Origin of the sequence: Pseudomonas sp. lyk4-TYG-107, assembly GCF_030209055.1 — a bacterium.
Taxonomy (GTDB): Bacteria; Pseudomonadota; Gammaproteobacteria; order Pseudomonadales; family Pseudomonadaceae; genus Aquipseudomonas; species Aquipseudomonas putida_A.
In genome coordinates this window covers 21,118-34,879 of record NZ_JARVST010000029.1, presented here as the reverse complement: position 1 = coordinate 34,879, position 13,762 = coordinate 21,118, and the positions used below count along the sequence as shown (strand labels likewise).

The following is a 13,762-nucleotide window of genomic DNA, read 5'->3' as shown; positions in this document are numbered from 1 at the left end:
GTGGCTACTGCATGGACGACCCGGCACTTCTCGGCCGTTGGACGTAATTCCTTTCTTAATCAAGCCTGTAGGACACGTCTGATTCACGCTAGCAGCTAATCGGGAGTTAGCCAGTCGAAGGGATTAATTCTTTGGTTTTGTCTAAGGGGTCTCAGTCGGGTGGTGAGCTGATCAATCAAATGTGTGTTGTCAGTGCTGACGCTTTCGCGGGCAAGCCACGCTCCCACAGGTATTGAAGCGTTCACAAATCCTGTGACCGACTCGATGTCTGTGGGAGCGTGACTTGCCCGCGATGGCAATTTCAAATTCAACCCGGCATGGGATCAGGCATTTTTCTTCGCTTGCTCGCGAACACGCTCTTCCTGCGCCCGCGCCTCAGGCGTGAACTCGGCGCCGAAATCCTCTGCGGAGAAGATCTGGCGGATTTCGATATCAGAATCGCCTGGCATCGGATTCGGGCAGCGTTTGACCCATTCGATGGCTTCTTCCTTCGACTTCACTTCCCAGATCCAGTAGCCGGCCACCAGCTCCTTGGTTTCGATGAACGGGCCGTCGATGACCGTGCGCTTGTCGCCGGAGAAATGCACGCGCGCGCCTTTGCTGCTCGGGTGCAGCCCATTGGCGTCAATGAGGATGCCGGCCTTGACCAGTTCTTCGTTGAAGTTGCCCATGGCGGTGATCAGCTCTTCACTGGGCATGATGCCGGCTTCGGAATCGGCGCTGGCTTTGACAAGGATCATGAATCGCATGGTGGTTTCTCCAGGGAATGGGGTTGATTCACTGCTTAGTCGAACGGGCAGGGCGTGAATCGACACGTCTCTGAATAAAAGATGCAGTCCGGCGTTTTAACAAACGCAATCCGACACGCTGCAACTGCCAATGCAGGAGCTGCCGCAAGCTGCGATCTTTGCTCCTGTCGTTAAAAACCAACATCAAAAAATTACAGCCTTCGGCAGCTCCCAGTGCGTATTTCAATTCAGGATGTTTAAAAGTTGTTTCGATTTTGCGGAACGTTCCCACAAGGTTTTCAGGTTGTCCGTCGGACGTCGGGTCTCTAGCCTGTGTTCGTCGCTGCCAATTCAGCGACCGGGACTGGAAACCCCGATGGGTATTAGTGGCGCGTACACGCCTTTCATAACGTATCCTTGCGCACTTCGAATGTGTGCACTCCGTTATGGCGGCTGTGCGCGGGGGACCTTCGGGTCGTCCGGGTCGCCGCTGCCCGGGTTTCCAACCTGCGTACAGCTGCCACCTCTTCGTCCGGAAACCGAAGGGGCAGCTCCGACTATTCAGTGGAGTTACACCATGAAAAAACCAACACCCAACCCCCCAGAATCAGGCGCCGACACCACAACCCCTTACGCCTCAGTCGACAGTAAAAAACTCCACGAAGCCGCCGACCGCGCCCTCGACTACTACCTCAATCCCGCCGCCCGTATCATGTCTAGCGCCAACGAGCCGGAGTCCATGTACCTCGCCAATCCCAGGTACAGCACCGAATCTCTTTTAGCCAACGCCAGCGAAACACTCGGCTCGGCCAGCGAGATGCTCATCAACTTCGCTGCCTCGCTGGAAACCTCCCAGCGCAAAACAGCACTGGGCATTGCTCAGGTCGTCATGCTGGGGGAGTTAGCGGTAAATCAAGCACTGGATCACGTAGAACTTAAAGACTGATTGATCATGACCCTTCCCGCGCGCAGCAAAGCAATGCAGCCCTTGAGGCTCTGCGTCAGATTCGTGAGTTGGCGCACAGAGCTCTCTTGTTACATTCCTTTACCGCGCGTTGGAACGGTCAACGACCAACCAAAAAAGACTCTAGCCGGTCGTATTTTCTATCCAGTCCGGAGGTGCCATGGATACCCTGTTTTCCAAAACAAGATCGGGTAACATCCGCAGGTCGTGATATTCAATGGAGAGAAACGATGGCAGGAAAGCCAGTCGCAAGACTCGGAGATCCAGGTAGTCATGGTGGAAATATCAGCACTGGATCAAGTCCTATTTTTGTTAACTCGACTCCCGTAGCTTTGGTAGGAGATATCTATTCCTGCCCGATTCACGGCAGTAATCCCATAACAACGGGCGCCCCCCATGTTTTTGGGTTGGGAAAGGACGTTGCCCATGTCGGTTCCCAAACGGCGTGTGGAGCGACGATTACTGCTGGATCACCCGACACCTTCGTCGGTGATTCTGGTAGTGCTCCCGCCAGCTTCTTCTCGCAGTTTCTGAAAGAAAAGACTTTCGTCGAGTTTCAGTTGCTTAATGAAAGAGATGAACCTGTAGCCAACGAGGCGTATGAATTGACGCTTCCCGATGGAACCTTGATGACTGGCGTCCTCGACGAAAATGGCTTTGTGCATGTTGCAAATATTCCCAGGGGGAGTTGCAGCATAAAGTTTCCGAAACTTGAAGATACGGAACATCTTTAATGGTTCAGTCTACTAAAACTACCAGCACAACCCAGGCAGCAAAAAATACAGGCGCATCAGGGAAAACCACGAAAACCAATCAGGTGGTCGTATCCGGTGCGTATATGGAAGTGCTGGTGGGTGGTCCCTACACCCGCGATAAAGAAGAGCATCCTTTCGGGCACGCGGCTTTACACGTGGTGGTCGGTAGCAAAGACATTACTTATGACTTTGGTCGCTATGGAAAAACCTGGGGCACGTTCGATAGCGAGGGCGAAGGCGTGTTGAACGTCTGGACGTCCTTCAAAGCGTATATCTCTGGTGAAAACAGTTTGGGGCGTACAACAACAGGTTTTGTTTATTTTTTGGAAAATGCAAAAGCCGAGGCTGTGATCGCTCATTTCGACGGTATTGTCGCCCAGCAAAAAGAACAGCGAAAAAAGACTGCCTCATCAGCTAGGTATGTCTTGCCATCGAACTATCATCCGACTACGAATAACTGCACAACCGTGACAATTGCAGGAGCAAAGGTTTCGGGAAAGTCAATTGTGCAGAACCCGGGGAAATTCAATGAGATGCGAGGTCTTTCTTTCATCGAAAGACAGGCAGCGCGTACGCAAAGTAGTCCGAAGGACGGTATTTTCATGCCTGCGGATTTACAAGCCATGCTCGAAGCGAATACCGAGGCCCCCTATGATAAGAAAAATGTTTACAAATAGACGTCTTGGCCTATGGCTGGTGGCAGTTTTATCCGTCAATGCGATTTTTTTGGCTTTTCTGATTTTTGGCGATATTGCGAAGGGGCACAATATGAAAATGATCAAAACTAAAGAACCGTTGCTGATTGAAGGGCCAAATGGCGACGAGAATTACTATGTCCTGCCTTTGGGTACTACCCTTTATCACGATAAAAGCTTTCCTGAAGGGCACGACCGTTATGTAGTGTATCTCAATCATAAAGGTGCAATTGCACACGAAGAAGTACCCATGAAGCCTGAGTATGGTGGTTCATTTATAGATCCGCTCTGGCTGGCCAATGTTGATGAGGAAACCTTGAAAGAAATTTTCAAACGGTTTCCGCTCTCCAAAACCGATATTGCCGCTGCTATCAAGGCCAATGAAATAACCAAGGATGATCTAGCCGACATCATCCGATCCATGCCCGACTGACCAATTCTTTTAGCTGTCGGTGAAACGAAGCTGCGATCTTTTGATCTTGATGAAAAGATAAAGTCAAAAGATCGCAGCCTTCGGCAGCTCCTACAGGGGGGGGCGGGGTTGTATACAATTTTTCGCGCAGGCCCCTGACAATTTTCAGTCAGGGCATAGGTCGTCGGACAATTTCGTGGTTAACTTCGGCCTCTTGCATGCTCAATAACCACGTTAAGAAGGACTAAAGTCATGGCTCAAGTCACCCTCAAAGGCAACCCGGTTCAAGTCAACGGCCAGTTGCCACAAGCCGGTTCCAAGGCGCCAGCCTTTTCTCTGGTTGCCGGCAATCTGTCCGACGTCACCCTGAAAGACTTCGCCGGCAAGCGCAAAGTGCTGAACATCTTCCCAAGCGTTGATACCCCGACCTGCGCCACTTCGGTACGCAAGTTCAACGCTCAGGCCAACGAACTGGCTAACACCGTGGTGCTGTGCATCTCGGCTGACCTGCCATTTGCCCAGGCCCGTTTCTGCGGCGCCGAAGGCCTGGAAAACGTGCAGAACCTGTCGACCCTGCGCGGTGCCGAGTTCATCGAAAACTACGGCGTGGCCATCGCTGACGGCCCGCTCAAAGGCCTGACCGCCCGTGCCGTGGTAGTTCTGGACGAGAACGACAACGTCCTGCACAGCGAACTGGTCAAGGAAATCGCTGAAGAGCCGAACTACGACGCAGCACTCGCCGTTCTGAAATAAGCGCTTTTACAATTGTTAACGGCCTGGCCCTGTCCAGGCCGTTTTCATTTGTGTATCAGTGTTTTGCCTCACACCTTGAAACGTAAGTTGAAGGTAAATTGCCGGTAAAGCTGCTTTGCTTAAATCCGATCAGTGCTTATCGTTCAGCCTCCCGTAAAAGAAGCCCACGCGCCCAATGGTTAATCAATCCATGCAATCGTCCCCTCGCAACTCCCGTCGCTGGCTGATCAGCCTGCTCGTCCTGTTGGTCATCGCCGTCCTGTGCTGGAAATTCTGGCCCGCCGGTTCGGCCCACAAGGAGGGCGCCGACAAGGCGGCGAGCGGCCATGCCGGACGTTCGGGGATGATGCGACCGGGCTTCGGTGGCGCGGCCGGGCCGATTCCGGTGCGTGTGGCGCCGGCGGTCACGGGCGACTTCCCGCTGTATTACAAGGCACTGGGCACGGTGACTGCGCTCAACACCATCAACGTGCGCAGCCGGGTCGGCGGTGAACTGGTGAAGATCAATTTCGAGGAAGGGCAGATGGTCAAGGCCGGCGACCTGCTGGCAGAGATCGATCCGCGTCCGTACCAGAACGCCTTGCTCCAGGCTGAAGGCACCTTGCTGCAGAATCAGGCGCAGTTGAAAAACGCACAGGTCGACGTCGAGCGTTATCGCGGCCTGTACAAGGAAGACAGCATCGCCAAGCAGACCCTGGACACCGCCGAAGCGCTGGTCGGCCAGTACCTGGGCACGGTCAAGACCAATCAGGCGGCGGTCAACGACGCCAAGCTCAATCTCGAATTCACCAAGATCCGTGCACCGATTGCCGGTCGCGTCGGTCTGCGTCAGGTCGACGTCGGCAACCTCGTCGCCGCCAACGACACCACGTTCCTTGCGGTGATCACTCAGACCCAACCGATCAGCGTGGTCTTCACCCTGCCGGAAAACAGTCTCGAAACCGTATTGGCGCGCTACCACAGCGGCGCCAAACTGCCGGCCGAGGCATGGGATCGCGGCGATACCAAAATCCAGGCCAGCGGCGTGCTGCAAAGCCTCGACAACCAGATTGACGTCGCCACCGGCACCCTGAAATTCAAGGCCCGTTACGATAACCGCGACCAGTCGCTGTTCCCCAATCAGTTCGTCAACGTCCATCTGCTGGCCGATACCTTGAAAGGCGTGGTACTGGCACCGTCGGCGGCGATTCAATTCGGCACCAACGGCACGTTCGTTTACGCGTTGGACGGCGACAAGAAAGTCACCATCCGCCAACTGAAGATCGGCGCCAGTGACGGCACCAACACTGTGGTCACCGAAGGCCTCGCCGCGGGCGATCGCGTGGTGCTGGAAGGCACCGACCGCCTCAAGGAAGGCAGCGAAGTCGAAGTGGTCAACGACAGCAATGAGGTGCCGACCACCCCGACCGGGCACCTGCAAGGCAAACCCGCCGCCAGTGCGCCGGACGCTGCCGCGGCTGACAAGGCCAAGAAGGGCGCATGAACATTTCGCGGCTGTTCATCCTCCGTCCGGTAGCCACCACTCTGAGCATGCTGGCCATTATTCTGGCCGGCCTGATTGCCTATCGCCTGCTGCCGGTCTCGGCGTTGCCGCAGGTCGATTACCCGACCATTCGCGTCATGACCCTGTACCCCGGCGCCAGTCCGGACGTGATGACCAGTGCCGTCACCGCGCCGCTCGAACGCCAGTTCGGGCAGATGCCGGGCCTGACGCAAATGGCTTCGACCAGCTCCGGCGGCGCTTCGGTGCTGACCCTGCGTTTCAGCCTCGACATCAACATGGACGTTGCCGAGCAGCAAGTGCAGGCCGCGATCAACGCCGCGACCAATCTGCTGCCGACCGATTTGCCGGCGCCGCCGGTGTACAACAAGGTCAACCCGGCGGATACCCCGGTGCTGACCTTGGCGATCACCTCGAAAACCATGCTCCTGCCCAAGCTCAATGACCTGGTCGACACGCGCATGGCGCAGAAGATCGCCCAGATCAGCGGCGTCGGCATGGTCAGCATTGCCGGCGGTCAGCGTCAGGCGGTGCGGATCAAGGTCAACCCGGAAGCCCTCGCGGCGAACAGCCTGAACCTGGAAGACGTGCGCACGCTGATTGGCGCGTCCAACGTCAACCAGCCGAAAGGTAACTTCGACGGCCCGACCCGGGTCTCGATGCTCGATGCCAACGACCAGCTGACGTCGCCCAAGGACTACGCCAACCTGATCCTCGCCTACAAGAACGGCGCGCCGTTGCGTCTGAAGGATGTGGCGGAAATCGTCGACGGTGCGGAGAACGAACGTCTCGCCGCGTGGGCCAACCAGAATCAGGCAGTGCTGCTCAATATCCAGCGTCAACCGGGCGCCAACGTGATCGAGGTGGTCGACCGGATCAAGGCGTTGCTGCCGAGCATCACCGACAACCTGCCGGCCGGCCTCGACGTTACCGTGCTCACTGACCGCACCCAGACCATCCGCGCCTCGGTCACCGACGTGCAGCACGAATTGCTGATCGCCATTGCGTTGGTGGTGATGGTGACGTTCCTGTTTCTGCGGCGTGCCAGTGCGACGATCATCCCGTCGGTTGCGGTGCCGCTGTCGCTGATCGGTACGTTTGGCGTGATGTACCTGGCCGGCTTCTCGGTCAACAACCTGACCTTGATGGCGCTGACCATCGCCACCGGTTTTGTGGTCGACGATGCGATCGTGATGCTGGAAAACATCGCGCGCTTCATCGAGGAGGGTGACAGTCCGATGCAGGCCGCGCTCAAAGGCGCGAAGCAGATCGGCTTTACCCTCATTTCGCTGACCCTGTCGCTGATCGCGGTACTGATTCCGCTGCTGTTCATGGCTGACGTGGTCGGACGACTGTTTCGCGAGTTCGCCATCACTCTGGCGGTAGCGATCCTGATTTCGCTGGTGGTCTCGCTGACCCTGACGCCGATGATGTGCGCGCGCTTGCTCAAACGTGAGCCGGAAGCCCACGAGCAGGGCCGCTTCTACCGGGCCAGCGGCGGCTTCATCGACTGGATGATCGCCGCGTACGGGCGCAAGTTGCAGTGGGTGCTCAAACACCAGCCGCTGACCCTGTTGGTGGCTATCGGTACGCTCGCGCTGACCGTGTTCCTTTATATGGTGGTGCCCAAGGGCTTTTTCCCGGTGCAGGACACCGGGGTGATCCAGGGCATTTCCGAGGCGCCGCAGTCGATTTCGTTCGCGGCCATGGGCGAGCGCCAGCAGGCGCTGGCCAAGGTGATTCTCGAAGATCCGGCGGTGGAGAGCCTGTCGTCCTACATCGGTGTCGACGGCGACAACGCCACGCTCAACAGCGGTCGCTTGCTGATCAACCTCAAACCCCACGGCCAGCGTGACCTGAGCGCCACCGAGGTGATCGCGCGCCTGCAACCGCAACTGGACAAACTGGTCGGCATTCGCCTGTTCATGCAGCCGGTGCAGGATCTGACCATCGAGGATCGGGTCAGCCGCACCCAGTACCAGTTCAGCATGTCCTCACCGGATGCCGAACTGCTCAGCCAGTGGAGCGGGCGTCTGGTCGAGGCCCTGGCCCAGCGTCCGGAACTGACCGACGTTGCCAGCGACTTGCAGGATAAAGGCCTGCAGGTCTATCTGGTGATCGACCGCGATGCGGCTTCGCGCCTCGGTGTCTCGGTGCAGAACATCACCGATGCGCTGTATGACGCCTTCGGTCAGCGGCAAATCTCGACCATTTACACCCAGGCTAGCCAGTACCGCGTGGTGCTGCAGGCGCAGGCCGGGGAGAAGATTGGCCCGGCGGCGCTGGATCAGATTCACGTCAAGACCACTGACGGTGCGCAGGTGCGCCTGTCGAGCCTGGCCCATGTCGAGGAGCGTCAGGCGCAACTGGCGATCACCCACATCGGCCAGTTCCCGGCGGTGATGATGTCGTTCAACCTGGCGCCCGGTGTGGCGCTGGGACATGCGGTGGATATCATCGATCAGGTGCAGAAGGACATCGGCATGCCGATTGGCGTGCAGACCCAGTTTCAGGGCGCGGCCGAAGCGTTCCAGGCCTCGCTGTCGAGCACCTTGCTGCTGATTCTGGCGGCGGTGGTGACCATGTACATCGTGCTCGGCGTGCTTTACGAAAGTTACATCCACCCGATCACCATTCTCTCGACCCTGCCGTCGGCGGCGGTCGGCGCCTTGCTCGCGTTGCTGCTCAGCGGCAATGACCTGGGGATGATCGCGATCATCGGCATCATCCTGCTGATCGGTATCGTCAAGAAGAACGCGATCATGATGATCGACTTCGCCCTCGACGCCGAACGCACCCAGGGCATGGCGCCGGAGCAGGCGATCTATCAGGCGGCGCTGCTGCGCTTCCGGCCGATTCTGATGACCACTCTGGCAGCATTGTTCGGCGCGGTGCCGTTGATGCTCGCCACTGGTTCCGGGGCTGAGTTGCGTCAGCCACTGGGTCTGGTGATGGTCGGCGGCTTGCTGGTGAGCCAGGTACTGACTCTGTTCACCACGCCGGTGATCTACCTGTATTTCGACCGCCTCGGTCGGCGCTTTGGCAAGACCAATGCCGACCGCGAAGAGGTTTCGGTATGACTGTCCGTACACATACCCCTTGTAGGAGTGAGCCTGCTCGCGATAGCGGTGTGTCTGTCCCTACCGATATTGAATGTGCCGACCTCATCGCGAGCGGGCTCACTCCTACAGGGGAGTGCGGTGAAAGTAAGGATCTTGGTCAATGAACCTCTCCGGTCCTTTCATCAAGCGCCCGGTCGCGACCATGCTCCTGAGTCTGGCGATCATGCTGCTGGGCGGTGTCAGTTTCGGTCTGTTGCCGGTGTCGCCGCTGCCGCAAATGGATTTCCCGGTGATCGTGGTCCAGGCCAGTCTGCCCGGCGCCAGTCCCGAGGTGATGGCGTCCACGGTGGCGACGCCGCTGGAGCGCTCGTTCGGGGCGATTGCCGGTGTCAACACCATGAGCAGCCGTTCCAGCCAGGGTTCGACCCGGGTCATTCTGCAATTTGACCTCGACCGTGATATCAACGGCGCGGCGCGGGAAGTGCAGGCGGCGATCAACGCTTCACGCAACCTGTTGCCGAGCGGGATGCGCAGCATGCCGACCTACAAGAAGGTCAACCCGTCGCAGGCGCCGATCATGGTGCTGTCGCTGACGTCGGATGTGCTGGAAAAAGGCCAGCTCTACGACCTGGCCTCGACCATCCTCTCGCAGAGCCTGTCCCAGGTGCAGGGCGTAGGTGAAGTGCAGATCGGCGGCAGTTCGCTGCCGGCGGTGCGTATCGAACTTGAACCGCAGGCGCTGAACCAGTACGGCGTGGCGCTCGATGATGTGCGCAAGACCATCGCCGGGGCCAACGTGCGCCGGCCCAAGGGCTCGGTCGAAGACGGCGAGCGCCTGTGGCAGATCCAGGCCAACGACCAGTTGGAGAAGGCCAAGGATTACGAGTCGCTGATCATCCATTACAAGGACGGCGCGGCCCTGCGCCTGAAGGACGTGGCCAAGGTCAGCGACGGCGTCGAAGACCGTTACAACAGCGGCTTCTTCAACGATGACGCGGCGGTACTGCTGGTGATCAATCGTCAGGCCGGTGCCAACATCATCGAGACGGTCAACGAGATCAAGGCGCAGTTGCCGGCGTTGCAGGCGGTACTGCCGGCCAGCGTCAAGCTGAACCTGGCGATGGATCGCTCGCCGGTGATCAAGGCCACGCTGCACGAAGCGGAAATGACCCTGCTGATCGCCGTGGCGCTGGTGATTCTGGTGGTGTTCCTGTTTCTCGGGAATTTCCGCGCCTCGCTGATTCCGACGCTGGCAGTGCCGGTGTCGCTGGTCGGCACCTTTGCGGTGATGTACCTCTATGGCTTCTCGCTGAACAACTTGTCGCTGATGGCGCTGATTCTGGCTACCGGACTGGTGGTGGACGATGCCATCGTGGTGCTGGAAAACATTTCCCGGCACATCGACGAAGGCGTCAAACCGATGCAGGCTGCCTACCTCGGGGCCAAGGAAGTCGGATTCACCTTGCTGTCGATGAACGTGTCGCTGGTGGCGGTGTTCCTGTCGATCCTGTTCATGGGCGGGATTGTCGAGAGCCTGTTCCGCGAGTTTTCCATCACCCTGGCAGCAGCCATCGTGGTCTCGCTGGTGGTTTCGCTGACCCTGACGCCAATGCTCTGCGCCCGCTGGCTCAAGCCGCACACGCCGGGCCAGGAAAACCGCCTGCAACGCTGGAGCCGCCGCGCCAACGACTGGATGGTCGGCAAATATGCGACCAGCCTCGACTGGGTGCTGCGCCACCGCCGCCTGACTTTGCTCAGCCTGATCATCACGGTCGGCGTCAATGTCGCGTTGTACGTAGTAGTACCGAAGACCTTCATGCCGCAGCAGGACACCGGCCAGTTGATCGGTTTCGTGCGGGGTGACGACGGTCTGTCGTTCAGCGTGATGCAACCGAAAATGGAAACCTTCCGCCGCGCCGTGCTCAAGGACGAAGCAGTGGAAAGCGTCGCCGGGTTCATCGGCGGCACCAACGGCACCAACAACGCGTTCATGCTGGTACGCCTGAAGCCGATCAAGGAGCGCAAGCTGTCGGCGCAGAAAGTCATCGAACGCCTGCGCAAGGAAATGCCCAAGGTGCCCGGCGCCCAGTTGATGCTGATGGCGGATCAGGACCTGCAGTTCGGCGGTGGCCGCGAGCAGACCACCTCGCAATACAGCTACATCCTGCAAAGCGGGGATCTGGGGGCGTTGCGCGAGTGGTACCCGAAAGTGGTGACCGCGCTGCGCGCACTGCCGGAGCTGACCGCCATTGATGCCCGCGAGGGGCGCGGCGCGCAGCAGGTGACGTTGATTGTCGACCGCGATCAGGCCAAGCGCCTCGGGGTCGACATGAACATGGTCACGGCGGTGTTGAACAACGCCTACAGCCAGCGGCAGATTTCGACGATCTACGACAGCCTCAACCAGTATCAGGTAGTGATGGAGGTCAATCCGAAATACGCGCAGGATCCGGTGACGCTCAATCAGGTGCAGGTGATTACCGCTGACGGTGCGCGGATTCCGTTGTCGACCATCGCCCATTACGAAAACAGCCTGGAAGACGACCGCGTCAGCCACGAAGGCCAGTTCGCCTCTGAAAGCATCGCGTTCGACATGGCTGAAGGCGTGACCGTGGAGCAGGGCAGTGCCGCGATCGAGCGGGCGATTGCCAAGGTCGGTCTGCCGGAAGACGTGATCGCGAAAATGGCCGGCACCGCCGATGCCTTTGCCGCGACGCAGAAGAGTCAGCCGTTCATGATCCTCGGTGCGCTGCTCGCGGTGTATCTGGTGCTCGGTGTGCTGTATGAAAGCTACATTCACCCGTTGACGATTCTCTCGACCTTGCCGTCGGCCGGGGTCGGTGCATTGCTGTCGATCTATGCGCTGGGCGGCGAGTTCAGCCTGATCTCCCTGCTCGGATTGTTCCTGCTGATCGGGGTGGTGAAGAAAAACGCGATCCTGATGATCGACCTGGCACTGCAACTGGAACGCCATCAGGGCCTGTCGCCGCTGGAGTCGATCCGCAGCGCCTGCCTGCAACGGCTGCGGCCGATTCTGATGACCACCCTGGCGGCGATCCTCGGCGCCTTGCCGTTGCTGCTCGGCCGCGCGGAAGGCGCAGAAATGCGCCAGCCGTTGGGCCTGACCATTATCGGCGGCCTGATCTTCAGCCAGGTCCTGACCCTTTACACCACGCCTGTGGTTTACCTCTATCTCGACAAGCTGCGCCACCGCTTCAACAAGTGGCGTGGCGTGCGTACTGACGCCGCTCTGGAAACTCCGCTATGACTGACCGTTCGCTTCTCAATCTGGCCACTGCGCGCGGCTCGCGCCTGTTGAGCCTGTCGCTGTGCGTGGCGATGCTCAGTGCCTGCGCCGTCGGCCCGGACTATCAGCGTCCGCAGACCGCCGAGGTCGCGCAATACAAGGAGGCCAAGGGCTGGCGTCAGGCCAATCCGAGCGATTCGCTGGCGCGCGGCGCCTGGTGGGAGCTGTACGGCGATCAGCAGCTCAATGGCCTGATCGAAAAACTTAACAGTTCCAACCAAACCGTCGCGCAATCCGAAGCCCAGTTCCGTCAAGCCCAGGCCTTGGTACGTAGCGCCCGTGGGGCGTTTTATCCCAGTGTCGACCTGAGCGTGGGCAAGACCCGTTCCAGCCAGGGCACCGGCAGCAGCAGTTCGAGCCTGAGCAGTTCCGCCAGCGGCATTCGTGACACCTACAACGCGCAATTGGGTGTGAGTTGGGAGGCTGATATCTGGGGCAAATTGCGCCGAGGTCTGGAAGCCAACGAGGCCAGCGCCCAGGCGAGCTTCGCCGATCTGGCCGCGATGCGCCTGAGCCAGCAGTCGGAGCTGGTGCAGAATTACTTGCAACTGCGGGTCATCGACCAGCAGAAGCGCCTGCTCGAAGCCACCGTCGCGGCCTACGAAAAATCCCTGCAAATGACCCAGAACCAGTACCGCGCCGGGATTTCCGGGCGCGATGCGGTGGCGCAGGCGCAGACCCAGTTGAAAACCACTCAGGCCGATCTGGTCGACCTGATCTGGCAGCGGGCGCAGTTTGAAAATGCCATCGCCGTGCTCACCGGGCAGGCGCCGGCCGAATTCAGCATCGCTGAAACCCAGAACATTCCGAATCTGCCGCAGATTCCCTTGAGTCTGCCTTCGCAACTGCTGGAGCGGCGTCCGGACATCGCTTCGGCGGAGCGCTCGGTAATCGCCGCCAATGCCAATATCGGCGTAGCCAAAGCCGCGTATTACCCCGACCTGACCCTGAGCATGAGCGGCGGCTACAGCAGCAGTACCTCGAAAAATCTGTTAACGCTGCCGAACCGTTTCTGGTCGGTCGGGCCGAAACTGGATTTGCCGATATTCGACGGTGGTATTCGTTCGGCCGAGGTTGACCGTACCGAGGCGGCGTACGACCAGACCGTCGCCAAGTATCGCCAGACCGTGCTTGACGGCTTCCGCGAAGTGGAAAACTATCTGGTGCAACTGAAGGTGTATGAAGACGAGGCGGCGGTGCGTCAGGAAGCACTGGATGCTGCACGCGACTCGCTGCGCCTGACCCAGAACCAGTACAAGGCCGGGTTGATTGCCTACATCGATGTGGTTGTGGTGCAAGCCACGGCGCTGAGCAACGAGCGGACTGTGCTGAACATTCTGCAGAACCGCTTGATCGCCAGTGTGCAATTGATTGCGGCGCTGGGTGGCGGCTGGGACGGACAACTCGATGTCAGCGACAATCGCTGATCCGTGGGAGCGAGCCTGCTCGCGAAGGCGTCAGTTCGATCGACATCTGCTTTGAACGTGCTGATTTTTTCGCGAGCAGGCTCGCTCCCACGTTGATCGCGCTGATTGCCGGAATCCTGCTAGCGAGGCCCGGGCCAGAGCCTCGCAAAACCATCAAA

Annotated in this window: 10 protein-coding genes; 9 read left to right on the top strand and 1 reads right to left on the bottom strand. The window is 58.9% G+C overall.

All coding sequences use genetic code 11. From position 1 onward, the window contains the following. Positions 1-323 precede the first annotated feature (323 nt). Complete coding sequence (locus QRN61_RS23345; RefSeq protein ID WP_097090093.1) at positions 324-749, bottom strand: YciI family protein; 426 nt, start codon at positions 747-749, stop codon at positions 324-326. 556 nt (positions 750-1,305) lie between these two features. On the opposite strand from QRN61_RS23345, the gene QRN61_RS23340 reads away from it, so the two are divergent. The 9 genes from QRN61_RS23340 (at position 1,306) to QRN61_RS23300 (ending at position 13,604) form a co-directional block, all read left to right on the top strand. Then, the gene (locus tag QRN61_RS23340; RefSeq protein ID WP_096797340.1) at positions 1,306-1,674 is read left to right on the top strand and encodes a DUF6124 family protein; all 369 of its coding nucleotides are present in this window, start codon (positions 1,306-1,308) and stop codon (positions 1,672-1,674) included. A gap of 248 nt (positions 1,675-1,922) precedes the next feature. Next, positions 1,923-2,426 (top strand): PAAR domain-containing protein, encoded by a 504-nt coding sequence (locus QRN61_RS23335; protein WP_096797341.1) that lies wholly within the window; start codon positions 1,923-1,925, stop codon positions 2,424-2,426. Further along, complete coding sequence (locus tag QRN61_RS23330) at positions 2,426-3,124, top strand: hypothetical protein (protein WP_096797342.1); 699 nt, start codon at positions 2,426-2,428, stop codon at positions 3,122-3,124. The genes QRN61_RS23335 and QRN61_RS23330 overlap by 1 nt, the downstream gene beginning before the upstream one ends. Further along, positions 3,111-3,575 carry a hypothetical protein gene (locus QRN61_RS23325; RefSeq protein ID WP_236645243.1) on the top strand — a complete coding sequence of 155 codons (465 nt, stop codon included), beginning with the start codon at positions 3,111-3,113 and terminating at the stop codon, positions 3,573-3,575. The genes QRN61_RS23330 and QRN61_RS23325 overlap by 14 nt, the downstream gene beginning before the upstream one ends. Before the next feature lie 231 nt (positions 3,576-3,806). Continuing rightward, positions 3,807-4,307 (top strand): thiol peroxidase, encoded by a 501-nt coding sequence (gene tpx, locus QRN61_RS23320; RefSeq protein ID WP_007968505.1) that lies wholly within the window; start codon positions 3,807-3,809, stop codon positions 4,305-4,307. Positions 4,308-4,482: 175 nt separating this feature from the next. After that, positions 4,483-5,790 carry an MdtA/MuxA family multidrug efflux RND transporter periplasmic adaptor subunit gene (locus tag QRN61_RS23315; RefSeq protein ID WP_096797343.1) on the top strand — a complete coding sequence of 436 codons (1,308 nt, stop codon included), beginning with the start codon at positions 4,483-4,485 and terminating at the stop codon, positions 5,788-5,790. Continuing rightward, a complete protein-coding gene (locus tag QRN61_RS23310; RefSeq protein ID WP_285375672.1) occupies positions 5,787-8,888 on the top strand; it encodes an MdtB/MuxB family multidrug efflux RND transporter permease subunit in 3,102 nt (1,033 codons plus the stop codon). Before QRN61_RS23315 ends, QRN61_RS23310 begins: the two co-directional genes overlap by 4 nt. 142 nt (positions 8,889-9,030) lie before the next feature. Continuing rightward, complete coding sequence (locus tag QRN61_RS23305) at positions 9,031-12,138, top strand: efflux RND transporter permease subunit (protein ID WP_285375670.1); 3,108 nt, start codon at positions 9,031-9,033, stop codon at positions 12,136-12,138. Then, the gene (locus QRN61_RS23300; RefSeq protein ID WP_285375668.1) at positions 12,135-13,604 is read left to right on the top strand and encodes an efflux transporter outer membrane subunit; all 1,470 of its coding nucleotides are present in this window, start codon (positions 12,135-12,137) and stop codon (positions 13,602-13,604) included. The genes QRN61_RS23305 and QRN61_RS23300 overlap by 4 nt, the downstream gene beginning before the upstream one ends. Positions 13,605-13,762 lie beyond the last annotated feature (158 nt).